Source organism: Brevundimonas sanguinis (assembly GCF_029636725.1).
GTDB lineage: Bacteria > Pseudomonadota > Alphaproteobacteria > Caulobacterales > Caulobacteraceae > Brevundimonas > Brevundimonas sanguinis.
Genome location: NZ_CP116770.1, coordinates 1624958 through 1650328, shown reverse-complemented (window position 1 = coordinate 1650328; position 25371 = coordinate 1624958). Strand labels below are relative to the sequence as shown.

The 25371-nt window shown below is 67.3% G+C and carries 25 protein-coding genes; 13 read left to right on the top strand and 12 right to left on the bottom strand.

The window, feature by feature from the left end; all coding sequences use genetic code 11:
* Positions 1–90: 90 nt before the first annotated feature.
* On the top strand, positions 91–981 hold the full coding sequence (locus PIB44_RS08270) for a hypothetical protein (RefSeq protein WP_278069002.1): 891 nt from the start codon (positions 91–93) through the stop codon (positions 979–981).
* Positions 982–1079: 98 nt separating this feature from the next.
* Here PIB44_RS08270 and uvrA read toward each other — a convergent pair whose 3' ends face one another.
* Together uvrA and PIB44_RS08260 are read right to left on the bottom strand one after the other, a co-directional pair.
* Complete coding sequence (gene uvrA / locus PIB44_RS08265; protein ID WP_278069001.1) at positions 1080–4019, bottom strand: excinuclease ABC subunit UvrA; 2940 nt, start codon at positions 4017–4019, stop codon at positions 1080–1082.
* A 96-nt stretch (positions 4020–4115) separates the two neighbouring features.
* Entirely contained in the window at positions 4116–4643 is a 528-nt protein-coding gene (locus PIB44_RS08260; RefSeq protein WP_278069000.1) for a group III truncated hemoglobin, read from the bottom strand.
* Positions 4644–4809: 166 nt separating this feature from the next.
* On the opposite strand from PIB44_RS08260, the gene PIB44_RS08255 reads away from it, so the two are divergent.
* The gene (locus tag PIB44_RS08255; RefSeq protein WP_167309460.1) at positions 4810–4947 is read left to right on the top strand and encodes a hypothetical protein; all 138 of its coding nucleotides are present in this window, start codon (positions 4810–4812) and stop codon (positions 4945–4947) included.
* Positions 4913–6514, top strand: a complete 1602-nt coding sequence (locus PIB44_RS08250) for an ABC-F family ATP-binding cassette domain-containing protein (protein WP_278068999.1) — start codon at positions 4913–4915, stop codon at positions 6512–6514. The genes PIB44_RS08255 and PIB44_RS08250 overlap by 35 nt, the downstream gene beginning before the upstream one ends.
* Here PIB44_RS08250 and PIB44_RS08245 read toward each other — a convergent pair.
* From PIB44_RS08245 to PIB44_RS08230, 4 genes are read right to left on the bottom strand one after another with little or no spacing between them, the layout of a single operon-like run.
* Positions 6487–8088, bottom strand: coding sequence for an EAL domain-containing protein (locus PIB44_RS08245; protein WP_278068998.1), 1602 nt, complete (start codon positions 8086–8088; stop codon positions 6487–6489). The genes PIB44_RS08250 and PIB44_RS08245 overlap by 28 nt on opposite strands.
* A gap of 47 nt (positions 8089–8135) precedes the next feature.
* Positions 8136–8576 (bottom strand): flagellar basal-body protein FlbY, encoded by a 441-nt coding sequence (locus PIB44_RS08240; protein ID WP_253121038.1) that lies wholly within the window; start codon positions 8574–8576, stop codon positions 8136–8138.
* Entirely contained in the window at positions 8573–8896 is a 324-nt protein-coding gene (locus tag PIB44_RS08235) for a rod-binding protein (protein ID WP_134580846.1), read from the bottom strand. Before PIB44_RS08235 ends, PIB44_RS08240 begins: the two co-directional genes overlap by 4 nt.
* On the bottom strand, positions 8896–10014 hold the full coding sequence (locus PIB44_RS08230) for a flagellar basal body P-ring protein FlgI (protein WP_025977098.1): 1119 nt from the start codon (positions 10012–10014) through the stop codon (positions 8896–8898). The genes PIB44_RS08235 and PIB44_RS08230 overlap by 1 nt, the downstream gene beginning before the upstream one ends.
* A gap of 183 nt (positions 10015–10197) precedes the next feature.
* Here PIB44_RS08230 and PIB44_RS08225 point away from each other — a divergent pair, with 183 nt between their 5' ends.
* The 3 genes from PIB44_RS08225 (at position 10198) to gltX (ending at position 12663) form a co-directional block, all read left to right on the top strand.
* Positions 10198–10626 carry a flagellar assembly protein FliX gene (locus PIB44_RS08225; RefSeq protein WP_025977097.1) on the top strand — a complete coding sequence of 143 codons (429 nt, stop codon included), beginning with the start codon at positions 10198–10200 and terminating at the stop codon, positions 10624–10626.
* 187 nt (positions 10627–10813) lie between these two features.
* Positions 10814–11248, top strand: a complete 435-nt coding sequence (gene dksA / locus PIB44_RS08220) for an RNA polymerase-binding protein DksA (protein ID WP_082891449.1) — start codon at positions 10814–10816, stop codon at positions 11246–11248.
* An 80-nt stretch (positions 11249–11328) separates the two neighbouring features.
* Positions 11329–12663 carry a glutamate--tRNA ligase gene (gene gltX / locus PIB44_RS08215; protein WP_278068997.1) on the top strand — a complete coding sequence of 445 codons (1335 nt, stop codon included), beginning with the start codon at positions 11329–11331 and terminating at the stop codon, positions 12661–12663.
* Positions 12664–12741: 78 nt separating this feature from the next.
* On the opposite strand, the gene PIB44_RS08210 is transcribed toward gltX, so the two are convergent.
* The gene (locus PIB44_RS08210; protein WP_025977094.1) at positions 12742–13035 is read right to left on the bottom strand and encodes a DUF8200 family protein; all 294 of its coding nucleotides are present in this window, start codon (positions 13033–13035) and stop codon (positions 12742–12744) included.
* 115 nt (positions 13036–13150) lie between these two features.
* Positions 13151–13756 carry an LOG family protein gene (locus PIB44_RS08205; protein WP_025977093.1) on the bottom strand — a complete coding sequence of 202 codons (606 nt, stop codon included), beginning with the start codon at positions 13754–13756 and terminating at the stop codon, positions 13151–13153.
* Positions 13757–13842: 86 nt separating this feature from the next.
* Here PIB44_RS08205 and PIB44_RS08200 point away from each other — a divergent pair, with 86 nt between their 5' ends.
* Positions 13843–14664, top strand: coding sequence for a hypothetical protein (locus PIB44_RS08200; protein ID WP_278068996.1), 822 nt, complete (start codon positions 13843–13845; stop codon positions 14662–14664).
* A gap of 100 nt (positions 14665–14764) precedes the next feature.
* On the opposite strand, the gene PIB44_RS08195 is transcribed toward PIB44_RS08200, so the two are convergent.
* Positions 14765–15385, bottom strand: a complete 621-nt coding sequence (locus PIB44_RS08195; protein WP_025977091.1) for a TetR/AcrR family transcriptional regulator — start codon at positions 15383–15385, stop codon at positions 14765–14767.
* A 153-nt stretch (positions 15386–15538) separates the two neighbouring features.
* Between PIB44_RS08195 and PIB44_RS08190 the strand changes: the two genes are divergently transcribed.
* Positions 15539–16639: an amino acid ABC transporter substrate-binding protein gene (locus PIB44_RS08190; RefSeq protein WP_029972480.1), complete on the top strand. Its 1101-nt coding sequence runs from the start codon at positions 15539–15541 to the stop codon at positions 16637–16639.
* Between the two features lie 31 nt (positions 16640–16670).
* Positions 16671–17996, top strand: coding sequence for a dicarboxylate/amino acid:cation symporter (locus PIB44_RS08185; RefSeq protein ID WP_278068995.1), 1326 nt, complete (start codon positions 16671–16673; stop codon positions 17994–17996).
* Here the strand turns inward: PIB44_RS08185 and sseA are convergent.
* Complete coding sequence (gene sseA / locus PIB44_RS08180) at positions 17993–18832, bottom strand: 3-mercaptopyruvate sulfurtransferase (protein WP_278068994.1); 840 nt, start codon at positions 18830–18832, stop codon at positions 17993–17995. The genes PIB44_RS08185 and sseA overlap by 4 nt on opposite strands.
* A gap of 124 nt (positions 18833–18956) precedes the next feature.
* Between sseA and kdsA the strand changes: the two genes are divergently transcribed.
* Genes kdsA through PIB44_RS08160 form a run of 4 tightly spaced genes read left to right on the top strand, consistent with a single transcriptional unit; the run spans position 18957 to position 23474 of the window.
* On the top strand, positions 18957–19859 hold the full coding sequence (gene kdsA, locus PIB44_RS08175) for a 3-deoxy-8-phosphooctulonate synthase (RefSeq protein WP_376787711.1): 903 nt from the start codon (positions 18957–18959) through the stop codon (positions 19857–19859).
* An 18-nt stretch (positions 19860–19877) separates the two neighbouring features.
* Positions 19878–21338, top strand: a complete 1461-nt coding sequence (rfaE2, locus tag PIB44_RS08170) for a D-glycero-beta-D-manno-heptose 1-phosphate adenylyltransferase (RefSeq protein ID WP_278068992.1) — start codon at positions 19878–19880, stop codon at positions 21336–21338.
* 34 nt (positions 21339–21372) lie between these two features.
* Positions 21373–22374 (top strand): ADP-glyceromanno-heptose 6-epimerase, encoded by a 1002-nt coding sequence (gene rfaD / locus PIB44_RS08165; protein ID WP_278068991.1) that lies wholly within the window; start codon positions 21373–21375, stop codon positions 22372–22374.
* On the top strand, positions 22374–23474 hold the full coding sequence (locus PIB44_RS08160; RefSeq protein WP_278068990.1) for a DUF3089 domain-containing protein: 1101 nt from the start codon (positions 22374–22376) through the stop codon (positions 23472–23474). Before rfaD ends, PIB44_RS08160 begins: the two co-directional genes overlap by 1 nt.
* 22 nt (positions 23475–23496) lie before the next feature.
* On the opposite strand, the gene PIB44_RS08155 is transcribed toward PIB44_RS08160, so the two are convergent.
* Positions 23497–23874: a response regulator gene (locus PIB44_RS08155; RefSeq protein WP_025977083.1), complete on the bottom strand. Its 378-nt coding sequence runs from the start codon at positions 23872–23874 to the stop codon at positions 23497–23499.
* Positions 23874–25370, bottom strand: coding sequence for a sensor histidine kinase (locus PIB44_RS08150; RefSeq protein ID WP_227157298.1), 1497 nt, complete (start codon positions 25368–25370; stop codon positions 23874–23876). The genes PIB44_RS08155 and PIB44_RS08150 overlap by 1 nt, the downstream gene beginning before the upstream one ends.
* Between the last annotated feature and the right edge of the window lies 1 nt (position 25371).

Here is a 25371-nt window from a genome sequence, read left to right as displayed (position 1 = left end):
GACGCAGTCCTGTCATGCGGCGCCTGTCGTGGTCGGCGCTGTCGCATGGGCTGCGGCTGCGTTAAGCTGACCAGGAATCGAGGAGCCAGCATGAGTTTCAACGCCACAGAGTCCGCCTTCGAAGGCTTCCGCCTAGCGCGGCGGGCGCCGCTCGCCATCCTGGCCTGGGCGGGCGCCTATGTCGCCTTCTTCCTGGTCTTCTTCGCTGTGGCGGGTGGGAACCTCGTCAACATCATCAGCCTGGCCGAACGGGTCGAGCAGAATCCGTCGCCGTCGATGAGCGACCTGACCATGCTGGGTCAGGCCTACGGCGCCATGATGGGGCTGGCCCTGCCGCTGTCGCTGTTGTTCGGCGCCGTGCTCGCTACGGCGGTCGCGCGCTCGGTCATCCGGCCGCAGGACAAGCGTTTCGGCTATCTGCGTCTCGGCCGAGAAGAACTGCGCGTTCTGGGCGCGACCCTGTTGGTCGCCGTTCTGATGTTCGTCGTGACGATGGGCGGCGCCTTGATCGTCGGTCTTTTCGCGGGTCTCGCCGCCGGTACAGGCGCGTCCTGGCTGGTTCTCCCGGCTGTGCTGGCCGGTCTGGCGATTGTGGCGGTCGCCATCTGGCTGGCCGTGCGCCTCAGCCTGGTCGTCCCGATGACGTTCGCCGAGGGAAAGATCGCCCTCAAGGAAAGCTGGGCCATGACCAAGGGGCGTTTCTGGCCGCTGCTGGGCATGGCGATCCTGGCGGGCGTCATGTCCATTCTGGTCGGCCTGCTGGGCTCCATCGTCATCGCGCCGCTGAACCTGATTTTCGGCGGCCTGAACAGCCTGATCGGCGCCGAGACGACCAATGTCGTGGCGCTTCTGACGCGCTTCTGGCCGGCCCTGCTGATCTGGGGCGTGGTCAACGCCCTTCTGTCGGCGGCGCAGGCGGCGATCATCTACGCTCCGTTCTCGTCGGCCTATCTCGGCCTGAAGGGGCAGGCGCGCGTCTGATCAGGCGGCATCGCTGAACGAAAAACGCCGCGCTCCGACCAGGGCGCGGCGTTTCTGTCTGTAGGGTCCCGCAACTTGGCGAGCGGATCGCTAGCCGTTCAGGCGCTTTTGCGGGCCTTGGCGCGTTTGGCGGGCGCAGCCTCGGCGGTCATGGCGGCGATACGGCTCTTGCGGCGCTCCTCGTGCCGATCCAGCACCTCCTTCAGATAGCGGCCGGTCCAGCTGGCGGGGTTCTCGGCGACCTGTTCCGGCGTGCCGACGGCGACGATCTCGCCCCCGCCGTCGCCGCCCTCGGGACCGAAGTCCAGCAGGTGGTCGGCGACCTTGATGACATCCAGGTTGTGCTCGATCACGACGATGGTGTTGCCGTTCTCGACCAGCTCCTGCAGCACCTCCAGCAGCTTCCTCGTATCCTCGAAATGCAGGCCGGTCGTCGGCTCGTCGAGGATGTACAGCGTCTTGCCAGTCGCCCGTTTCGACAGCTCCTTCGACAGCTTGACCCGCTGGGCCTCGCCGCCGGACAAGGTGGTGGCGGGCTGGCCGACCTTGACGTAACCCAGCCCCACACGCTCCAGCGTCAGCATCTTGTCGCGGATCGACGGCACGGCGGTGAAGAAGCGCGCCGCCTCTTCGACCGTCATGTCCAGAACGTCGGATATGCTCTTGCCCTTGAAGACGATTTCCAGCGTCTCGCGATTGTAGCGTTTGCCTTTGCAGACGTCGCAGGTGACGTAGACGTCGGGCAGGAAGTGCATCTCGATCTTGATTACGCCGTCGCCCTGGCAGGCCTCGCAGCGGCCGCCCTTGACGTTGAAGCTGAAGCGGCCGGGGCCATAGCCGCGCGCCTTCGATTCCGGCAGGCCCGCATACCAGTCGCGGATCGGTCCGAAGGCGCCGGTGTAGGTGGCCGGGTTCGAGCGCGGCGTGCGGCCGATCGGCGACTGGTCGATGTCGATGACCTTGTCGAAATGCTCCAGCCCCTCGATCCGGTCGAAGGGAGCGGGGGCGTCGGACGCATTGTTCAGACGCCGCGCGGCGGCCTTGTACAGGGTCTCGATGGTGAAGGTCGACTTGCCGCCGCCCGACACGCCGGTGACGCAGGTGAAGACGCCGACCGGGATCTCGCCCGTGACGTTCTTCAGGTTGTTGCCCGTGGCGCCGGAGACCTTCAGCATCCGCTTGCGGTCGATGGGGCGGCGGCCTTCGGGCGGCAGTTCGATCTCGCGCGCCCCGGTCAGGTATTGGCCGGTCAGGGAGTTTGGATTGGCCATGACTTCCGCAGGCGTGCCCTCGGCGCAGACCGTGCCGCCGTGGACGCCGGCGGCCGGACCCATGTCGATGACGTAGTCGGCCGTCAGGATCGCCTCTTCGTCATGCTCGACCACCAGCACCGAGTTGCCGAGGTCGCGCAGCCCCTTCAGGCTGTCCAGCAGGCGGGTGTTGTCGCGCTGGTGCAGGCCGATGGACGGCTCGTCCAGCACATAAAGGACGCCGGTCAGGCCCGAGCCGATCTGCGACGCCAGCCGGATGCGCTGGCTCTCGCCGCCCGACAGTGTGCCGGAACTGCGCGACAGGTTGAGATAGTCGAGCCCGACATTGTTCAGGAAGCGCAGCCGGTCGGTGATCTCCTTCAGGATGCGCCGAGCGATCTCGACCTGCTTGTCGGTCAGCGCCTCTTCCAGGGTCGAGAACCACAGGAAGGCCTTGGAGATCGACAGGTTGGAGATGTCGGCGATGTCCTCGCCGCCGACCCTGACCGCCAGAGCCTCGGGCTTCAGGCGCTTGCCACCGCAGACCTCGCACGGGGTTTCGGACTGATAGCGGCCCAGTTCCTCGCGCACCCAGGCGCTGTCGGTCTCGCGCCAGCGCCGCTCCAGGTTTGGCAGCACGCCCTCGAACGGCTTGGAAACCTCGTATTTGCGGGCGTTGTCGTCATAGACGAACTTGATCTTGTCGCCGCCCGAGCCGCGCAGGATGACGGCCTGCGCCTTCTCCGGCAGGTCGCGCCACGCCTTGTCCATCGAGAAGCCGTAGTGCAGGGCCAGCGACTGCAGCGTCTGCGTATAGAGCGGCGAGGGACCGCGCGCCCACGGCGCCACCGCCCCCTTGTGCAGGGTCTTGTCGCGGTCGGGGATCACCAGATCGGCGTCGAAGGCCAGCTTGACGCCCAGACCGTCGCACGCCGGACAGGCGCCGAAAGGATTGTTGAACGAGAACAGCCGCGGCTCGATCTCGCTGATGGTGAAGCCCGAAACAGGGCAGGCGAACTTCTCGGAAAAGACGATCCGGCGCGGCTCTTCGCCCTCGGGCGCCTTGGCCCATTCGGCGGTGGCGATGCCGTCGGCCAGAGCCAAAGCGGTCTGGATGCTGTCGGCATAGCGCGGCTCCAGACCTTCTTTGGTTACAATACGATCGACGACGATATCGATGTCATGCTTGAACTTTTTGTCGAGCGCGGGGGCGTCCTCGATGGCGTAGAACTCGCCGTCGATCTTCAGCCGCTGGAAGCCCTGACGCTGCCACTCGGCCATCTCCTTCTTGTACTCGCCCTTGCGGCCGCGCACGACCGGGGCCAGCAGCAGGATGCGCTCGCCGTCGGGCAGGGCGGTCAGCTTGTCCACCATCTGGCTGACGGTCTGGCTCTCGATCGGCAGGCCCGTGGCCGGCGAATAGGGCACGCCCACGCGCGCCCACAGCAGACGCATGTAGTCGTGGATTTCGGTGACGGTGCCGACGGTCGAGCGCGGGTTCTTCGACGTCGTCTTCTGTTCGATCGAGATCGCCGGGGACAGGCCCTCGATCAGGTCCACGTCCGGCTTGCCCATCAGCTCTAGGAACTGGCGCGCATAGGCCGACAGGCTCTCGACATAGCGGCGTTGCCCCTCGGCGTAGATGGTGTCGAACGCCAGCGAGGATTTGCCCGACCCCGACAGGCCGGTCATGACCACCAGCTGCTCGCGCGGAATGTCGAGATCGACGCCTTTGAGATTGTGCTCGCGGGCGCCGCGAACGCGAATGAAGTTATGCTTTTCGGTCATGGAATCCGGGAACGCGGAAGACCCCGAAACGGTCCGGGGCGACGACGCTATATGGGGATCAATTCGTCCGATACAGCAAGAACAATATAAGAACTTTTAGCCGACTTCCGGCGCCCACGACGTTTCCGAGCGCCGATAGCGTTCTCCGGGGCCGACCATTACGCCGTTGGCGTTGGCGACGCCCAGTTCCAGGCTTTCGGCGATGCGGCGGGCGCGGACGATGAAGTGTTCGGCGGCGACGGGCGGGCACAGTTCATGCGCGGTCGCCTCGAACAGCTTCAGCCAGTGGTCGAAGTGGCGGGCGTCGATCGGCAGGGGCAGGTGCTTCGGCATGGGCCGCCCCTGATAGACGCCGGTCGACAGGGCCACAGACGACCAGAACAGCTTCATCTGCGCCAGGTGCGGGCCCCAGTCGTCGATGCGCTCGGCGAAGATCGGACCTATGAAGTCATCCTCACGCACCTTGGCGTAGAAGCCTTCGACCAGGGCGTCGATCATGGCTTCATCGATGCCGGTCTCGGCGCGGATGCGGGCCACGGCGGCTTCGCGGCGGGCGGCGGCCTCGGCCCGGTCCGGCGCGGGACGGTCGATGCGGAAGGCGAGGGTGCGCTCGGGCGTGTCCATATCCGCCAACATAGGAAGCGACGCTTGCAAAGGCCATGATGCGGATTGTCCAAGGCGGTCCTTCACGTCGCGGAGCGAAAGCGGAGCCGCAGTTTTAGGGTTGCGTTACGAAACGTCCGTCCCCATCCTTCACTCAGCCAACGCATAGTGAGGAGGCGCGACGATCATGATCAGCACTCTGGAAATCGGTTTCGCCCTTTCCATGCCGCTGCTCGCGCTCGCCTATGTCCTCGCTCAACCCAAGCCCAAACCGGTCCGCGTCCGCACTCGTGACGCTCAACGGCGTCGCGGCCCGCACGCCTGACGGCCGAGGCCTCTTCGACAATCTGACGCTCGCCTTCGGGCGCGAACGCACGGCCGTCGTGGGCCGCAACGGCGTGGGTAAGACCACGCTGCTGCGCCTTGTCGCCGGTCTGTCTGAGCCCGCCGAGGGTTCGGTCACGCGCATCGGAAGCGTCGGCTGGCTGGCGCAGGCCCAGAAGCCGGCCGACGACGAGACCATCGCCGATACGCTGGGCGTCGCCGAGCCTCTGGCGATTCTGCATCGCGTGCTGGCGGGCGACGGCTCGCTGGACGACATGGCCGAGGCGGACTGGACGCTGGAAGAGCGGACGCAGACAGCTCTGGCCGAGGTCGGTCTGGCTGACCTGCCGCTGGATCGGCGCACGGCGGACCTGAGCGGCGGGGAGCAGACGCGCCTGCGCTTGGCGGGGCTGAAGCTGGCCGCGCCGGATCTGCTGGTTCTGGACGAGCCCACCAATCATCTGGACGCCGAGGCCCGCGCCATGATCGCCGATGTAGTGGCCGACTGGCCGGGCGGCGTGGTGCTGGTCAGTCACGACCGCGCCCTGCTGCGCCGCGTGGATCGCATCGTGGAGCTTTCCAGTCTGGGCGGGCGGGTGCATGGCGGCGGCTGGGACCTCTTTATCGAGCGCCGCGACGCCGAACGGGCCGCCGCTGAACGCGACCTGGAACAGGCCGAGCGCGCCATCGGCCGGGTGCAGCGCGAAACCCAGATGGCGCAGGAGCGTCAGGCCCGGCGCGATCGCACAGGCAAGGCGGCGCGCGCCAACAACTCCGATCCCAAGATTCTGCTCGACGCCCAGGCGCAACGCGCCGAGGAATCCGGCGCGCGCGGCCAGCGGCTGGCCGAACGCAAGCGTCAGGCCGTCGAGGCTAACCTGGCTCAGGCGCGTGAACGGGTCGAGCGGGTGCGACAACTGGCGCTGGCCATGCCCTCCACAGGCCTGCCGGCCGGCCGCGTGGTGCTGAACCTGAATGACGCGGTCGTGACCGTCGAGGACGACCGGCGCCTGCTGGGACCGCTCTGCCTGCGTCTGACCGGGCCTGAGCGCGTCGCCGTCGTCGGCCCCAACGGCGCCGGCAAGACGACGCTGTTGAAGCTGATCGCGGGCTTGATCGAGCCCTCGTCGGGCAGCGTGGAACGGCCGGTTCGCGCCGCCCTGCTGGATCAGCAGGCGGCCATGCTGCAGGCTGACGAAAGCCTGGTCGAGGGCTGGCTGCGGCTGAACCCGCAAGGGACGCCCAATGCGGCGCGGGCGGCGCTGGCGCGTTTTCTGTTTCGCAATGTGCAGGCGGATCGGCGCGTCGGCGAACTGTCAGGCGGAGAGCGTCTGCGCGCGGCCCTGGCCTGTGTCATGACGGGCGCCCAGCCGCCACAACTGCTGGTGCTGGACGAGCCGACCAACCATCTGGACATCGACGCCGTCGAGGCGGTGGAGGCGGCGCTCTCGGCCTATGACGGCGCCCTTGTGGTGGTCAGCCACGACGCTGATTTCATTCAGAACCTGCGCGTCGATCGGACCCTCGAGCTGAAGTCAGGTCAGCTCCAGCCTTCGACCACGCCCTGACGGCGTCCGCGGATCGCGGGGCTGTTCAGCACGTTGCGCGGTTCCGCCTCGGCGCGCCCGAACAGCCACCCCTGGCCGTGGGTGACGCCCAGATCGCGCAGGGCGTCGGCGACCTTATCCGTCTCGATCATCTCGGCGATGGTCTCCAGTTCCAGCGAGCCGCAAAGCTCGACTAGATGGGCGACCATCGTGCGGGTGCGGGCGTCGATGTCGATATCGCGCACCAGACCGCCGTCGATCTTCACCGCATCAACCGACAGACCGCGCAGATAGTCGAAGGAGGCCGAACCCGCGCCGAAATCGTCTATGCAGACCTTGATCCCGGCGTTGCGCAGGGCTCCGAGCCGTCGGTCGGCGGCCGCCAGATCGGCCAGTGCGGCGGTCTCCGTCACCTCGACCATCAGACGCCGCCGATCCTCGGGCGCTGAGGCGGTCATTTTCATCAGGGCGGCGACATAGGCGTCGCTGGCCAGCGAGGCACCCGATACATTCACGGCGATCTTCAACAGACCCCCGCCCGGTTCGCGCAGCCGTCGAACGGCTTTTTCCGCCACCACCAGATCGAAGCCGTCGATCAGGGCCAGTTCCTCGGCCATGCGGATGGCGGCGGCGGGCCCCGATCCCTTGCCGAAGCGCGCCAGAGCCTCGAAATGGTGCACGGCCCGCGTCTTCAGGTCGACGATCGGCTGATAGTAGAGGGCGAACTCCCGGTCGCGCACGATGCTGCGGAAACGGTCCGCGTCCGCCAGCGTGCGCTGCAGGGAAGCGGCGAAGGACAGCTCCGGCTGGTCCAGCCCGCCTTCCTTCAAGCAGCCTTCGATGGCGAACCGCATGGCGCGCAGCGCCGAGGCGGAGTCGCGGCCCAAACCGGCCTGGCTGGCGACGGCGCTCAGGGCCACGCCTTCCGCCTGACCGGCCATCCGCATCTCATTGGCCAGGTCGCGTTGATCGTCCGCCTGACGGATCAAGGCGTAGCGATCCGTCGTCAGTCGGCCCGCGCTGGCGCCGTCGTGCGACGCGGCGCTGAGCGTTGCGCCGATACGGCTGTGAATTCGCTGCAGGGTCGGCGGGTCGACGCCCTCTAGACCGCTCAGATCGATAAAGGCCAAGGCCAGACGCTGCAGGGCGTCCGCATCTCCGCCGGCCAGGGTCGCGCGGGCATGGCTCAGAAAGCCCTCAGCGTCCGGCGGCGGGGCGCCGATCTCAAGCGGCCCTCCATCGACGAGAAAAGGCTCGCCTTCATAGGACAGGGCGCACGACCGGGCCGGAGCGATGTCCGGCAGGGCGAAGGCGCGCAGGGTCGCGCGACGCATCCGGCCGTCGCCGCAGTCCACCAGCACCTCGGTGGCGGGGCCGCGCCGACCCGGGCTCAGGCCCTCCAGCAGGGTCTGCAGCGCCGCGGCGCTGTTGATCGACAGGCGCTCGCTGAAGGGTTGGCCGACCCAGGCGGCCGTCTGCTGTCCCGCCACAGCGCCCGAGCCGAGCGCAAAGCGAACCACCCCATGTTGATCGACTTCGATCAGGGCGTCGGCGGCGGCGAAAGCTAGTCCGAGCAGGCGAGGGGTCAGGGTCATGCCGAATTCATAGAACGGAGGCCGTTAAAGAAAGGCGACGCCGCGCCTCAGGCCGTGCGATTCAGCGCCACCGCCCGGCCGTCTCCCTGCATGGCCTGACCGGAGGCGCCGTAGCCGACCCCCTGCGCCCGGGCCCCCGCCACCTCGGCGGCGATGGTGCGCACCAGTCCCTCAGAAATCTGACGGGCCGCCTCCACGGTCACGGCGTGCTCGGCCAGGATGGATTCAAAGGCTTCCGTGGCGTCGATCAGCGCGCGGCGGTCAGCCTCTGGCGCGGCGGCGATGGCGGCCGGATTGGCCTTCACCTGCGCGGACTCGCGCCGATAGAGGTTCGCCATCTCCTGCGTCTGGGCCATGCCCTCGCTCAGCTCCTGGGCGCGGTGGGCGCGTAAGGCGTCCATTTCCAGCGACAGCCGGTCGGTCAGGTCCCGGGTCAGGCGCGTCAGGTGCTGCACGCGCAGGGCGGCGGTTTCGACATCGGCGGTCATGCGCCTTGCTCCTGCATCTTGATCATCTGCGCCAGAACGCTGTCGGCCAAGCCGACGCCGCCGGCCTTGACGGTCTGCTGCGCCATCGCGTCCACCAGAAAGCCGCGCCAGGCGGCTTCGCCTGCGCCGCCGCCGAACGGCGCCTCGGTGCTCAGGCCCTCGAACATGGGCTTCATCATCTGCGACAGGAAGCTGGCCTCAAAGGCCTCTGCCGTGCGGCGCATGGCTTGCAGATTCTGGCCTTCCAGGTTCTTCGGCTGGCCGGGCAGGGCCGAGGCGGGATCGCGCAACAGGTCGGGAGAGGCGGCGAGGGGGCTCATCAGATCACCTCGATTTCGGCCTGGAGGGCGCCGGCGGCCTTGATGGCCTGCAGGATGCTGATCATGTCGCGCGGGCTGACGCCCAGCGCATTCAGGCCGTTGACCAGGGTCGACAGAGAGGTGGAGCCGCCCACCAGCCGCATTTCACGACCTGCATCTTCGCTGATGCTGACATCCGACTGCGGCACCACGACAGTCTGGCCGCCGCGGCTGAACGGCTCGGGCTGGCTGACCATCGGCGTTTCCTGCACCGACACGGTCAGATTGCCCTGCGCCACGGCGACGGTGGAGATCCGCACGGCCTCGCCCATGACGATGACGCCGTTGACCTCGTCGATGATGACCCTGGCCGGGGAATCGATCTGGACCGGCAGATTCTCGACCCGGCTCAGGAAGCCCGCCATGCCGAAGTTCTGAGGCGCGCGGATGGCGACGACCGTGCCGTTCTCGGCGAAGGCGGTCTGCGGGTAGGTCTCATTGATGGCGGCGGCGATGCGCTGGGCCGTAGTGAAGTCCGGGTTGCGCAGGGTCAGCCGCACCGAAGGCATGGACGCCAGGTCAAAGCCGGTCTCGCGCTCAACCACCCCGCCCGAGGCGATGCGGCCCGCCGTGGGCACGCCGCGTGTGATCGACGACCCGGACGAACCCGAGGCCGAAACCGCGCCGGTCTGCACCGCTCCCTGGGACACGGCGTAGACCTCGCCGTCGGCGCCTTGCAGGGCCGTGACCAGCAGGGTCCCGCCCAACAGGCTCTTGGCGTCGCCCATCGCCGAGACGCTGACGTCCAGTCGCGAGCCCGGCGTGGCGAAGGGCGGCAGCTCGGCCGTGACCATGACCGCCGCCACGTTCTTGGTGTTCAGGTTGGCGCCCCGGATATTGACGCCCTGGCGTTCCATCATCCCTTCCAGCGACTGGCGGGTGAAGGGCGAGTTGCGGACGCTGTCGCCGGTGCCGTTCAGCCCGACCACCAGTCCATAGCCGACCAGCTGGTTCGAGCGGACGCCCTCGATCGAGACGATGTCCTTGATGCGCGACTGGGCCTCCGCCGCGCCGGGCGCGACGGTGAGGGCGACGGCCGCAATGGCCGGGGCGATAAGGGCGGTAAGCAACTTCTGCATGCGACGGACGTCCCTGCGTGAGCGTTCGCCATTAACCATGCGAGGATCGTGCCGCTTGAAAACATAAGCAATTACAATGATGGTCGATCTTCTTTCCGGCGCCTGCGGGCAGGATTTGCCTAGCTGTTAACCAAGAGTTCAGCCCCTGCCGTCAAGGTGGCCGCGTAGAAGGAGACGTCTTGCATGAAGGTCACCGGACCCTTGGGCGCCGCTTCAACGCCGACCACACGACCTGCGGCTCGCGCCGCCGGCGGTTTCGCCCTGCCGGCCACGGGCGGCGCGGCCGCCTCAGCGCAGGCCGGCGCGACATCCTCCGCCTCGGGCGTGGCGGGCGCCGCAGCCCTGATGGCGCTCCAGGGCGTCGAGGATCCGACCGAGCGTCGGCGCCGCGCCATCCGTCGCGGCTCCGGCCTGCTGGACCGTCTGGACGAACTGAAGCTGGCACTGCTGGGCGGTCAGGACGGCGGGGCGGCTCTGAGCCGTCTGGCCCGCGATATTCGGGAACAGCGTGACGAAGAGGTCGAGCCGGGTCTGACCGCCGTGCTGGACCAGATCGACCTGCGCGCCTCGGTGGAATTGGCCAAAGCGGAAATGAGCCGCATTCGCGCCTAAAGGCGACGAAACTTCAGTCTTTTATCGTCCAAGATCGGCTTTGTGAGGATAATTCGTCACACTACCTCAGGGTGAATGCAGCTTAGCCATATCACGGAAACGCGAACGCCATTGCCGCGACTCTTGCCCTTGCCTATACGGCCCATGCGCCGCAGGGGGGCGCGATAGGGAAATGAGTGTGAGTGCGATGACCGCATTGGCCTCTGTAGTGTCTGGGGACGCGGCTGTTTATCGGCCGTCCGACGACGAACCGTTCATGAACGAGCGGCAGGTCGCCTATTTCAAGAACAAGCTCCTGGCCTGGAAGGACGATATCCTTCGTGAATCGAAGGGTACGGTCACCAATCTGAAAGCCGAGACCGAAAACCACCCCGACCTGGTGGACCGGGCATCGTCGGAATCGGATCGTGCGCTGGAACTTCGGACCCGTGACCGTCAACGCAAGCTGATCTCCAAGATCGATGAGGCCCTGCGCCGGATCGAGGACGGCTCCTACGGCTATTGCGAAGACACCGGCGAGCCGATCGGCCTGGGACGCCTTGAGGCCCGCCCGACCGCCACTCTGTCGGTCGAGGCGCAGGAGCGTCACGAACGCCGCGAGCGGGTTCACCGCGACGACTGACGTCTTTACGGGCGGTTCGGCTTGACTTGAGCGGACGGCGGCGCGACCAAGCCGCCTTCCCATCGAGGTCGTTGATCCCCATGTCCGTCAAGGTTCGTTTCGCTCCGTCTCCCACGGGTAAGCTGCACGTCGGCAATGTCCGCACGGCTCTGGTGAACTGGCTGTTCGCCAAGGGGCAGGGCGGTAGCTTCGTGCTGCGCATCGACGACACCGACCTGGTCCGTTCGACCCAGGAGTCGGAAGACAACATCGAGATCGACCTGAAGTGGCTCGGCCTGACCTGGGACGAGCGCTACAATCAGTCCAAGCGGTTCGACCGCTATGAAGAGGCCGCCGCCCGCCTGAAGGCCGAGGGCCGCCTCTATCCCTGCTATGAAACGGCCGACGAACTGGACCGCCGCCGCAAGGTGCAGTTGTCGCGCGGCCAGCCGCCCATCTACGACCGCGCGGCCCTGTCGCTGACCGACGCTGAAAAGGCCGCCTTCGAGGCCGAAGGCCGCCGCCCGCACTGGCGCTTCAAGCTCGAAGGCAAGCGCGTCGCCTGGGAAGACCTGGCGCGCGGCCACGCCGAGGTGGACACCGCCTCCATGTCCGACCCGGTGCTGATCCGCGAGGACGGGCTGTTCCTCTATACGCTGCCGTCGGTCGTCGACGACATCGACATGGAGATCACCCACATCATCCGGGGCGAGGACCACGTCACCAACACCGGCGCGCAGATCGAGATCTTCGAGGCGCTGGGGGCCAAGGTTCCCGGTTTCGCTCACATGCCGCTGCTGGTCGGCGCGGACGGCACGGCCCTGTCCAAGCGTCTGGGCTCGCTGGCCATCATGGACATGCGCGCCGACGGCTATGAGCCGATCGCCATCACCAGCCACCTGGGCAAGATCGGCACCTCGGACAATCTGGAAGTCGCCGCCTCGCTGGCAGACCTGGGCGCCGCCTTCGCCTTCTCCAAGATGGGCCGCTCGCCCGCGCGGTACGACACGGCCGATCTGGATCGTCTGAACGCCCAGGCGGTGCACGCGATCGACTACGCCGAGGCCAAGCCGCGCCTGGAGGCTCTGGGCGTCGATCTGGGCGAGACCTTTTGGAACACGGTGAAGGGCAACCTCAACAAGTTCGGCGATGTCGTTGATATGGCGAAGATCGTCACCGGGCCGGTCACGCCGGTGATCGAGGATGCGGCCTTCGCCGCCGCCGCCCTGGAGCTGCTGCCAGACACCATCGACGCCGACGCTTGGTCGGCCTGGACCGCAGCGGTGAAGGACAAGACCGGCGCCAAGGGCAAGGGCCTGTTCATGCCGCTGCGCCTGGCGCTGACCGGGCAAGCGCATGGGCCGGACATGGCCGCCATGATCCCGCTGATCGGCCGAGACCGTCTGGTTCAGCGGCTGAAGGGCGAGGCCGCCTGACGGGCTTCGTCTCACGGATACAGGAAAGGCCGCCTTCGTCGTGAAGGCGGCCTTTTTTATCTGGCGCTGAAGTCGGGATCAGGCCGCGTTGCAGGCGGCGATTTCTTCTTCGTTCAGGCTCTGGCCTTTGTAGGTGAAGCTGGTCACCGGGCCGAGCTTGGCGACCACGCGACGGCAGGCGCGCGTCGCCGGCTGGCTGGAGCCGCCCGTGGCGGTGCAGGCGTCGCCTTCACAACGCCAGGTCGCGCCGTCGACAATGACGCGGCCCGAGGGCGCGCTGGCGGCGTCCGCCAGGGTGGCGCTGGTAACGGGCGCCTGGGCGAAGGCGGGAGCGGCCGCGAACAGGACGGCGGCGGCGAGAAGAGCACGCATGGACAGTCTCCGATAAGGGTAGGGCGCACGCCCAGCAACGCCATAGACCGTTGTTTAAGAAAACTGTCAATCCAGCTTCTCGCCCGACGGACCGGCGTTACTGACGCACGTTTACTTACCGGCGATCATGTTGCAAGTGGGGCGTGTCCTGCGCCGATTTCATGGCCTCGATCGCGCCTTCGACCGAATCGACGCTGACATAGGCGTCCAGGAAGCTGCGCGGCGTCATGCCCTTCTCGACCGTGTGCTCGATCAGGGTGAAGAAGCCGTCCCAAAAGCCGTCCAGATTCAGGAAGATGACCGGCTTGGCGTGCAGGTCCAGCCGCTTCCACGACAGCAGCTCCACCACTTCCTCCAGCGTGCCGACGCCGCCGGGCGCGACGACGAAGACGTCGGACTCGTCGTACATCAGCTGTTTGCGCTCATGCATGGAGGTGACGACGATCGTTTCGACATCGTCGAACAGGCGCTCGCGGCTGCGCAGGAAGGCGGGCATGATGCCGACGACGCGGCCGCCCGCCGCATGGGCCGCGCGGGCCGAGGCGCCCATAAGCCCCACGCCGCCGCCGCCGTAAACGAACCGCCACCCCGCCTCGGCCGTCGCCTTGCCGAAGGCCGCCGCCGCCTCGACATATTTGGCGTCCGTGCCATCGGACGAGCCGCAGAACAGACAGACAGAGCGACCCTCGAACGGGGCGATGTTGACGGGGGGCAGGGACATAGAGTGTCTGACGACCTTTACGGTTAAGCTCCAGCACGAACCGGCTGGCCTGGATGAGGCAGCAACCTATAGTGATGCGAGCCAGGATGGAACGAGCGAAGGGCGAAGAGATGAAGGCGATGGCGGCGTGGGGCCGAGGCGGACTGAAGCTGTCGTTGGCCACGTGTCTCGGCCTGACCATCGTCGGCTGCAGTGGGCCGCGTCAGCCCATGGAAGAGCCGAACCAGGCAGATCAGGACAACTGGGCCGCCGCGCCGCATATAGATAAGGTCACCCTACAGGGCTCCGGCGTTGTGGTCAGCGGCCAGGCACCGGCGGGCGCGCGCGTCATTCTCAGCAACGCCCTGGGCCAGGCGATGGCGGCAGGCGCCGATTCCCAGGGGCGCTTTGAATTGCGCGTCGGCCGGGAAGCGCTCGGCCATGTCCTGACCCCTGAAATCCAGATCGGCCAGACCCCGACGCCGGGCCCGGAACGCCTTTTCCTGGCCGGAGACGGCGCCATCGTCGCCGCCTTGCTGATCGACGGCGGGCCCAGCCGTCGACTGACGGACGGACCCGCTCTGGACGCCGTGGACGGCGATGGCCGCGCCCTGCTGGCGTCCGGCCGTTCCACGCCGGGCCAGCGCGTGGAAGTGAAAAGCGAAGGCGAAACGGCCGTGGCCGTGGCCGACGAAGCCGGCCTGTGGACCGCGTCCCTCTCGCGAGCCGGGGACCGAGCGGTGCAGATCGAGGTCGGGGGCGAGCGTTACGCCTATCCCGGACCGGGCCCTGCGACGGGACGGGCGGAACGCGCCGGACAGGGATGGCGGGTCACGCGCGCTTTGTCCGACGCCGCGCGCCAGACCAGCTGGTTTCCCGACAGGGCCGGCTCCACGGCGGCTTCCGAAACGTCGTTAACGCCGCATTAACCAAACCAGTTGATCTACGGACTGTCTTCTTTTGGGAGGACACCCACCATCACCGAATGACTTTAAGCCCGGCGCCTGGCGTCGGGCTCTCTTTTTTGGGTCACAGGGCTGAGTAATCGGCCAACATCCGCGCCAGCAGTCCTGCGACGACCTGGCGTCCGGCGTCGGCGTCCTGGCCCAGCATGTCGCGCAGAGGATCGCCGATCAGGGCGTCGCCGAAGGCGCTCAGGGCGATGAAGAGGACCGCCGAGCCGATGACGCCGTCCGCCTGGCCGTCGCTGGCGCCGATCTTCTCCTTGATGGCCGCGACCAGGTTGCGCACCGCCGCCCGCACCGGCTCGAGGTGAGACAGATCTCCCGACATCGCGATCCACGCGGCGAGCCGCCCGGCGCCGCCGGTCGAGAAGGCGGCGAAGACAGCGTTGACCACCTCCAGCGGCGCGCCGTCATCGGTCCTCAGCCGAACGATCGCGGCGTCCAGCGCGTCGCTCAGATCAGCAGTCATCGAGGCCATCACGGCGGACTGAAGCCCGGCGACAGAGCCGAAATGGTGGATCAGATTGGCATGGGTGACGCCGATCTCGCGTGCGACGGAGGTCAGGGTTACGGCGCTCGGACCTTGGGTCAGCAGCAGGTCTCGCGCCGAGCTGATGGCTTCGCGGCGGGCTTCGTCAGGCGAACGGCGGCGACGCCGGGGCTTGTCTGCGACGGAGAGCGGCATCAAGGAACGACCTTTACGAAGTCCGATTTCTTACGGCCCGCCCGATTCGACTGCAAGGGATCAGAGGCGGCGGCTTTGTCGTTCCGTGCGGGTTGCGGTGCGCGTTCGGCGCGGCCTAACTAGAGGCGGGGCGAGTAAGAGGCGGTGAACGGCATGAAGGCGCAGTGGATCGGACCGGGACTGGCGGCGACGCTTGTGCTTCTGGGCGCTTGCGGAAAGCAGGACGAACCGCAGACCGACGCTATGCGCGAACCGACCCCGCGCGCCCCCGCGGCCCTGCCCGAGGTCAAGGAAAGTCCAACCCTGGCGGCGGTCCGCCAGCGCGGCCGTCTGAACTGCGGCGTGCATGAAGGTCTGGTCGGTTTCGCCTATACCGACAACCGGGGCGCCTGGCGGGGCTTTGACGTGGATTTCTGCCGCGCCACGGCGGCGGCCATCTTCGGCGACCCGGATGCGGTGCGTTTCGCGCCGCTAACGACAGAGCAGCGCTTCGACGCCGTCCGCGCCGGTCGCGTGGACGTGCTGTGGCGCAATACGTCCTGGACCATGAGCCGCGACACGGCTTCGGATCTCAGTTTCGCCGGCGTGAACTACTACGATGGGCAGGGCTTCATGGTCCGCCGCTCGCTCAACCTGACCAGCGCGGCCGAGTTGAACGGCGCGCGCATCTGCGTCCAGTCCGGCTCGACGACCGAACTGAACGTCGAGGACTATTTCCGTCGTCGAGGCATTGAATACCGCCCGGTCGTCGTCGCCACCGAAGGCGAGGCGCGCCAGGCCTATGCGCGCGAGGCGTGCGACGCCTTCACCGCCGACATCTCGGCCCTGGCCGCTGCGCGCACGACCCTGCCCAACCCGCAGCAACACATGATCCTGCCCGACGTGATCTCCAAGGAGCCGCTGGGGCCGGTCGTGCGCAGTGGAGACGACCGCTGGCTGGCGGTGATCCGCTGGACGCTGAATGCTTTGATCCTGGCTGAGGAACTCGGCGTCACCCGCGACAACGCCGCTGACCTGGCGAAGAATTCGGCGGATCCAAGAGTGCGACGCCTGCTTGGCGTGGAAGGCGACTTCGGCCCCAGCATTGATCTGCCGCGTACATGGGCGCTGGATGCGATCACAGCCAGCGGAAACTATGGCGAAATCTTCAATCGAAATCTGGGCGAACAGTCGTCGCTTGATCTCGAGCGGGGACTAAATGCTCAATGGTCCGCTCGACCTGGCGGGTTGATCTACGGCCTTCCTGTCCGCTAGTCCTGTAAGGGGGGAGCAGGGAAGGGACCGGATGGAGACTACAGCCAAGCGCGGACTGCCGCTTCACATGCTGATGCTGATCGGATTTCTGGTCGGCCTCATCGGCGGCCTCATCGTCAATCTGACCGTCGGCGGCGATGTCGGCTGGGTTCAGTGGCTGACCTCCAACATTACAGGACCGGCAGGCCAGATCTTCCTTCGCCTGCTGTTCATGCTGGTGCTGCCCCTGCTGTTCTCGGCCCTGGTCATCGGCGTGGCCGAGATGGGCGACCTCAAGGCCCTCGGCCGCGCGGGATCGCGCAGCCTCATCTACACCGTAGTGATTTCCGCCATGGCCGTGCTGATCGGCATGGTCATGGTCAATGTGTTCAGGCCAGGCGACGGCGTCGATCCAGTCCTCGCCCAGCAACTGCTGGATCAGGGGCGCGCCGGGGCCGCCTCCATCATCGGCAATGCGCCGACCTCGGTCCAGGCCGGCGACTTCTTCCTCGAACTGATCCCCTCGAACGTCTTCACGGCGGCGGCCGAGAACCAGATCCTGCCGGTCATGGTCTTCGCCCTCTTCTTCGGCGTCGGCCTGGTCATGGCCAAGAGTCCGGCCACCGACCGCCTGCAACAGACGATCGAAGGCCTGTTCGAAGTGATGATGAAGCTCATCAACCTCGTCATCCGCGTCGCGCCTATCGCCATCGCCTGTCTGATGTTCAACCTGGCGGCCCTGTTCGGCTGGGATCTGCTGATCCGGTTAGGCGCCTTCGTCGCCGTCGCCGTGGGCGCGATGGCGATCCACATGTTCGTCGTCTATCCGCTGTTCGTGTGGCTGGCCGGCGGCATGTCGCCCGCGAAGTTTTTCCGCTCCATCCGCGAGGCCATGGTGGTGTCCTTCTCCACCGCCTCCTCGAACGCCAGCCTGCCCGTGTCGCTGCGCGTCGCCGAGCAGGAACTGGGCCTGCCGCGCAAGATCGCCCGCTTCGTCCTGACCGTCGGCGCCACCGCCAACCAGAACGGCACCGCCCTGTTCGAAGGCGTGACGGTGCTGTTCCTAGCCCAGTTCTTCGGCGTCGACCTGACGCTGGGTCAGCAGGTCATCGTCATGCTGGTCTGCATTCTGGGCGGGGTCGGCACGGCAGGGGTTCCGGCGGGCAGCCTGCCGGTCATCGCCATGATCCTGGCCATGGTGGGCGTGCCGCCCGAGGGCATCGGCCTGATCTTGGGCGTCGACCGCTTCCTGGACATGTGCCGGACCTCGCTGAACGTCACCGGCGACCTGGTGATCGCCACCATCGTTTCTCGCGGCGAGACGGACGAAGAGGAGCCGGACGCGACCGCGCCGCCGCTGGCGGCAGGCGCGGCCTAGCCGGTCGCCAGGGGCGCGTCCGGCCACGCGCCCCATTCGGCCCACGACCCGTCATAAAGCCGCGACGGCCGCCCCAGCACGGCCAGCCCCAGGGTCAGGATCGCCGCCGTCACGCCCGAGCCGCAGCTCGTGATGACCGGCCGCTCCAGATCGACGCCCGCCGCGCGAAAGGCGTCTTCCAGCGCCTGATCCTGTTTCAGCGTCCCGTCCGCATTCAGCAGATGGCCGAACGGCAGGTTCAGCGCCCCCGGCATATGCCCCGCGCGCACGCCGGGACGCGGTTCGGCCGCCTCGCCCCGAAAGCGGGCCGCACCGCGCGCATCGACCACCTGAAGCCCCTCGGCCAGTGCGGCGCCGACCTGACCGAAGTCCGCCACGGCGTCCGCATCGAACCCCGCTTCAAACTGCGTCGGGACCGGCGCCCCGGCCGCGCCGCCTTCCAGCGGTCGCCCTTCGGCCTTCCATTTCGGCAGGCCGCCATCCAGCACGCGCACGCGCTCGGCGCCCATGGTCCGCAGCGTCCACCAGACCCGCGCCGCCGAGAACAGCCCCTGCGCGTCATAGACTACGATGTCGTCGCTCTCGGCCACGCCCATCGCCCCCATCGCCTCGGCGAAGGCTGCGGGCGAGGGCAACATATGGGGATAGGGGCTTTCCCGATCCGACATGGCGTCCAGATCGAAGAAGACGGCGCCGGGCAGCCGCTCGCGCTCGAAATCCGCGCGCGCGTCCCGTCCATCCAGCCACCAGCTGGCGTCGATGATGCGCAGGTCCGGCTTGGTCATCTGCGCGGCGAGGGCTTCGGTCGAGATCAGGGGAGTGTCGGGCGTGTTCATGGCCTCAGATTACCACGATCGCGCGAACGATGGTCAGGGCCCGAGTCGCCGGATAAGTTGCGCAAACGCATCCGCGACGCCACCTGTCCGACTCAAAGTCGCGGCATAGGCTCGCGAACCGCCGTTGAAACCAGTCGAAAGCGCCGCCGTGACCTCTCCGAACGCCGTCATCACCCTGTCCGAAGGCCTCAAGACCCCCGTCGTCATCGGCGGCGGCGCCCGCATCGTCTTCATCGCCGGCCCCTGCCAGATGGAAAGCCGCCAGCACGCGCTTGAGACCGCCCATCAGCTCAAAGAGATCGGCGAGCGGCTGAACCTAGGCATCATCTACAAGACCAGCTTCGACAAGGCGAACCGCACCAGCGCCAGCGCCGCGCGCGGCATCGGCCTGAAGGACGCCCTGCCGATCTTCGCCGAAATCCGGGAAGTCACCGGCCTGCCGACCCTGACCGACGTCCACTCCGAGGCCCAGTGCGCGCCCGTGGGCGAGGCTGTCGATGTGCTGCAGATCCCGGCCTTCCTGTCGCGCCAGACCGACCTGCTGCTGGCCGCCGCCGCCACCAACAAGGCGATCAACATCAAGAAAGGCCAGTTCCTGGCGCCCTGGGACATGAAGAACGTCATCGCCAAGGTCACAGGCGCCGGCAATCCTAACGTCATGGCCTGCGAACGCGGCGCCAGCTTCGGCTACAACACCCTGGTCAGCGATATGCGCGCCCTGCCGATCCTGCGCGAAATCGGCTGTCCGGTCGTCTTTGACGCCACCCACAGCGTCCAGCAGCCGGGCGGGCAGGGCACGTCCTCGGGCGGCCAGCGCGAGTTCGTGCCGGTGCTGGCGCGGGCCGCCGTCTCGGTCGGCGTCGACGCCGTCTTCATGGAGACGCACGAAGACCCGGACAACGCTCCGTCGGACGGCCCGAACATGGTGCCGCTGAGCCAGTTCGAGGCCCTGGCGGCCGAACTGGTCGCCTTTGACGACCTGGCCATCAAGCTGGGTCACAAGGGGCCGATGGCGAAGACGGCGTGAATCCGCTAGTTCGGCGTCATGGCTGAACGTTCTCTCGATCTCGGCGCCCTGCAGTCCCTGCTGGAGCGCGTGCACGACCTGAAGGTCGCCTGCGTCGGCGATCTGATGCTGGATCGCTATGTCTATGGCGAGGTCAGCCGCATCTCGCCCGAGGCGCCGATCCCGGTCCTGCGCGCGCGCCGCACCGTGGCCATGCCCGGCGGCGTGGGCAACGTCGCCCGCAACGTCGCGGCTCTGGGCGGTCAGGCCCGTCTGGGCGCGGTCGCGGGCCATGACCCGGCGGGCGCCGAACTGGCCGATCTGATCGCCGCCGAGGACCGGATCGAGGACGCCCTGATCCGTCCCGAGGGCGCCGCCACCATCGTCAAGACGCGGTTCGTCGCCGCCGGCCAGCAGCTGCTGCGTCTGGACGACGAGGCCGCGCCCCATTCGGGCTATGCCGACAAGGCGGTGTTTCAGGGCGCGGGCGCCATCCTGCTGTCCGACTACGCCAAGGGCGTGGTGAACGACGGCGCGATCCAGGCGGCGCTCTGGGCCGGGGCCGAATACGGCGCGCCGGTCATCGTCGACCCCAAGGGCCGCGACTTCGCCCGCTATGGCGCGGTCGACGTCATCAAGCCGAACGCGAGCGAACTGGCGGGCGCCACCGGCTTGCCGACCGAGACCGACGAACAGGTCGAGGCGGCGCTGGCCGCCCTGCTGGACGCCACCACGGCCAAGGCCGTCATCGTCACCCGCGCAGGCAAGGGCATGACGCTGGCCCGCAGAGGCGGCGGTGTCACCCATTTCCCCGGCCGGGCGCGTGAAGTGTTCGACGTCTCGGGCGCTGGGGACACCTGCCTCGCCGCGCTAGGCCTCGCGCTGGGCGCGGGCGCGACGCTGGAGCAGGCGGTGCAGTTCGCCATCCTCGCCTCGGGCGTGGTGGTGGGCAAGAGCGGCACCGCCGTCGTCACACCCGCCGAACTGATCGAGGCCGAGATGAGCCAGCACGCGGCCCTGGCCCAGTCCAAGGTCACCCCGTTGGACGAGCTGGGCGATCAGGTCGAAGCGTGGAAGCGTCAGGGCCTGAAGGTCGGCTTCACCAACGGCTGTTTCGACATCCTCCACCGCGGCCACGTCGCCTATCTGGCCCAAGCGCGCAGCTGGTGCGACCGGCTGGTCGTGGCGCTGAACACCGACGCCTCGGTGCGCCGCCTGAAGGGCGAGGGCCGTCCCGTCAACGACCTCGACAGCCGCGCCGCCGTCATCGGCGGTCTGGCCAGCGTCGATCGCGTCACCGCCTTCGACGACCCGACCCCCATCGCCCTGATCGAGCGGCTGCGGCCCGACGTGCTGATCAAGGGCGCGGACTACACCAAGGACAAGGTCGTCGGCGCCGCCGAGGTCGAAAGCTGGGGCGGCGAAGTCCGTCTGGCCGACTTCGCCGACGGCTATTCCACGACCAAGACCATCGAGAAGATGACTGGAGCTCCCGAATGACCCCCTCAAGCAGCGCAGCGGTAGGGGATCAAAAATGACGCCTCGCATGATTGTGGTGACCGGCGGCGCGGGCTTCATCGGCTCCAACATCGTCGCCCGCCTGTGCGAGAGCGGCGCCTGGGACGTGGTCGTCTGCGACCGGCTGGAGACGGCCGATCTCGCCAAGTGGAAGAACATCGCCAAACACCCGATCGCCGACCTGTGGGCGCCCGAAGAGCTGTTCGAGCAGTTGGAGCGTCACGCCGACCGCATCGAGGCGGTGATCCACATGGGCGCCATCTCCTCGACGACCGAGCCGGACGCCGACCTGATCCTGCGCACCAACTTCAGCCTGTCGCGCGACATCTGGGACTGGTGCGCGGTGCGCAACGTGCGGATGATCTACGCCTCCTCGGCCGCCACCTACGGCGACGGCGAGGCGGGGTTCGAGGATCGCGACGATCCTGAGAGCCTGAATTCGCTTCGGCCCCTAAACGCCTATGGCTATTCGAAATACTTGTTCGACCAATACGCCGTCCGGCAGGCCGATCGCGACGAGGCGCCGCGTCAGTGGGCGGGGCTGAAGTTCTTCAACGTCTATGGCCCGAACGAGGGCCACAAGGGCGGCATGAAGTCGGTCGTGGCCCAGATCTGGCCCAAGGTTCAGGCGGGCGAGACGGTCAGCCTGTTCCGCTCGCATAACCCGAACTACCCCGACGGCGGCCAGCTGCGCGACTTCGTCTTCGTCGACGACGTGGTGAACATCATCCTGTGGCTGCTGGAGCGTGAAGACATCTCGGGCGTGTTCAACGCCGGATCCGGCCAGGCGCGCTCCTTCGCCGATCTGGCGCGGGCGACCTTCGCCGCGGCGGGCAAGGAGCCGTCCATCGCCTATATCGACATGCCCGAGGCGATCCGCGACCGCTATCAGTACTTCACCGAGGCCCGCATGGATCGCATCCGCGCCCTCGGCTACGGCGGCCAGTCGACCCCACTGGAGGAAGGCGTCCGCCGCTACGTCCAGGACTTCCTGGCCCAGTCGGACACGTACCGCTGATGCTGCCCCGGCTGACTGCGCGCCAGTGGGTCGGCTACGCGGGCTTTGCGCTCGTCTTCATTCTGACGGCGGCGGTCGTCGTCTGGCGCGGCGATATCCTGCGCTCAGCTCTGGATCCGCAGGTGCCGTTCCAGACCTATCAGCCGCCGGCCACGCCTGACTATGCGCAGACGGACGCCTGGGCGCTGCTGGACGCGCGCACGCCGACGGCCGGTCCTGCACACGTCTTCTTCGTCCATTCCACCACCTATAACGGCGGCAAGGAGTGGAACGGGGCCGTTGATGACGCCCGCGCCCTGGCCGGGCTGCGCGGCGCGGTCCTGCCCAACTACGCCGGGCCTCTGGCCCTGGCTGGAGACGTCAGCGCGCCCCTGTATCGCCAGGCCAGCCTCTACACCCGCCTGACCCTGCGCGAAGACGCCCGAGAGGCGCGCGCCTTCGCCTATCAGGACATATCCGCCGCCTTCGGCGCCTGGCTGAAACGCCATCCGGACGGCCCCATTATCCTGGCCGGGGTAGAGCAGGGCGCCGAACTGGCCGACCGCCTGCTGCATGAACGGATCGCGCCCGATCCCGCCCTGCGCTCGCGTCTGGTCGCCGCCTACCTGATGGAGCACCTGGCTCCGACGTCTCGCTTCACCACCATTCCCCTGTGCAGCAGCCGCGAGCAGGCTGGCTGCGTCATAACCTGGCGCTCGCTGGAGGAGAACAACGAGAGCGAGGCGCGCCGCGCGCTGCGGCGGGCTCTGACATGGGACGACCGTGGAACTCTGGTGACGTTCGACGGCCTGGCCTCGGCCTGCGTCAATCCGGTGACGGGATCAGCGGACGCCCCGCGCTCTGAAATGCGCGAAAGCCGCGGCGCCACCAACGCCACCAATTTGGAGTGGGGCGTACGTCCCGCCCTGCAGCGTCGCATCGTCGCCGCCGAGTGCCGCGACGGCGTTCTGTGGCGGTCTCGCCTGAGTTCAGAGTCCTTCCGACCGACCGGCGCCTGGGCGGAACAGCGCAAGATCCCGCCCTACAACCCTTTCTATGCGGACATAGAAGCGGATGCGATGGCCCGCCTGTCGGCATGGTCGGCGCTGCATCCGTCGTAAGCGCGCGTCAGCCCCTCGGCGCTCAGGCCCTTTGCATGTTCAGCGCCGTCATCAAGGCGTCGCGAATGGCGCCTTCAGTGAAGGGCTTCTGCACTGTGGGGTTGCCGCGCCAATGTTCCGGCAGCCCCGCCTCGCCATAGCCGGTCGAGAACACGAACGGCACGCCCCTGGCCTTCAGCGCCTCGGCCACCGGGAAGATTTCTCGCCCCGCGACGTTGACGTCCAGCAGGGCGGCGTCGAGCGGCGCGGTCCCTGACGCGACGTTCAGCCCGTCCTCGATGTTGGATTCCGGGCCGACCACGTCGCAGCCCAGATCGGCCAGGATCGTCTCCAGCAGCATGGCCACCAGGGACTCGTCCTCAACGATGAGCACGCGTCTGCCGGAAAAGATATCGGTCATCAGGCTTCTGTCTCCAGCGGCAGGGTGAATCGGGCGCTCAGGCCGTCTTCTGTGTAACTCATATCGACGGCGCCGCGCAGGTCGTGACGAACATTGCGTTCGATCAGGCGAGTGCCGAAACCGCGCCGCTCTGGCTTCTTCACAGGCCGACCGACTTTTTCGCTCCAGATGATCTCCAACTGGGGCGAGGCATGAGGGATCACGCGCCAGTCGACCGACACCCGACCGTCGCCATGAGCCAGGGCGCCGTACTTCGCGGCATTGGTGGCCAGTTCATGGAAGATCATGCCCAGCGACAGGGCGCGGGCGGGCGACAAGGCGATGTGAGGCCCGTTCAGGCTCAGTCGCCCCACGCCATGCGCCAGCGTCTCATGTTCCAACACCGCGCGCAGGTCCGCTCCTTCCCAGTGGCTCTTCGTGAGCAGGTCGTGGGTGTGCGACAGGGCCATCAGCCGCGCCTCAAAGGCTTCGGCGAAAGAGCGGGGGTCCTGATGGGTGCGCGCCGTCTGCATGGCGATCGATTGAACGGTGGCCAAGGTGTTCTTCACGCGATGATTGAGCTCGTCGATCATCAGCTTCTGCCGTTCGGCGGCCATGACGACATCCGTCACGTCATGCCCTTGAACAAACACGCCGATCACGCGCGCGTTCTCGTCCCGGATGGGTTGATAGGCGAAGTCGATGTAGCGATTGGCGGCCGGTCCGTCGGGCGAATGCTGCAGGCTGAACGCGCGCTGCCGGCCCATGACCGGTTCCCCAGTCTCGTAAACGTCGTTGAGGAAGTCGAGATGACCTTGCTCGCCCAACTCGGGCAGGGCGTCTTTGACGGTGCTGCCCAGAATGTCGCGATGATTGACGAGCCGGTAGCAGGCCTCATTACAGAACTGCACGACATGATCTGGTCCGCTCAGAACGGCTACAAAGCCCGGCGCGTTCAACAGCACGTCCGATAGCTGCCGCCGTTCGGCCTCCAGCCTCTGATTGTCGGCCTCGACCTTCAGCGCGCGACGGAAGACCCCGCCGCCTAGCATTTCATCGAGGGCGTTGCCTGAACCATCCTGGGTCGGCCGCGCCCTGATAAGGTCGGTGACATCGCTGGTGTGCTGCAGGATATGGGTGACTTCGCCCTGATCGTTCTTGATCGGCGTGTGGGTGCAACTCCAGTAGCGCTCTTCGAACACGGCCTGGCCGTGGGCCCCTGTCGTCCGGATCGGATAGTGAAGCAGGGCCAGATGATCGGACTGCCCGCTCCCCAGCACTTTTCTGAAGGACGCTTCCAGCCGCTGGCTGTCTTCACGACCAGGACCGTCCGCCGCCGCCCCGAAGACGTCCATGACGTGGGCGCCGATCAGCTCTTCGCGCGTGCGCTGGGTGACATCCAGATAGGCCTGGTTCATCCCGGCAAATCTCAGGTCGCGATCCAGCAGCATATAGGGGTTAGGCGAGGCGTCGAAGGCCGCGACTAGGTCAATCGTTTTGGCCAGTGTCTTCAACACG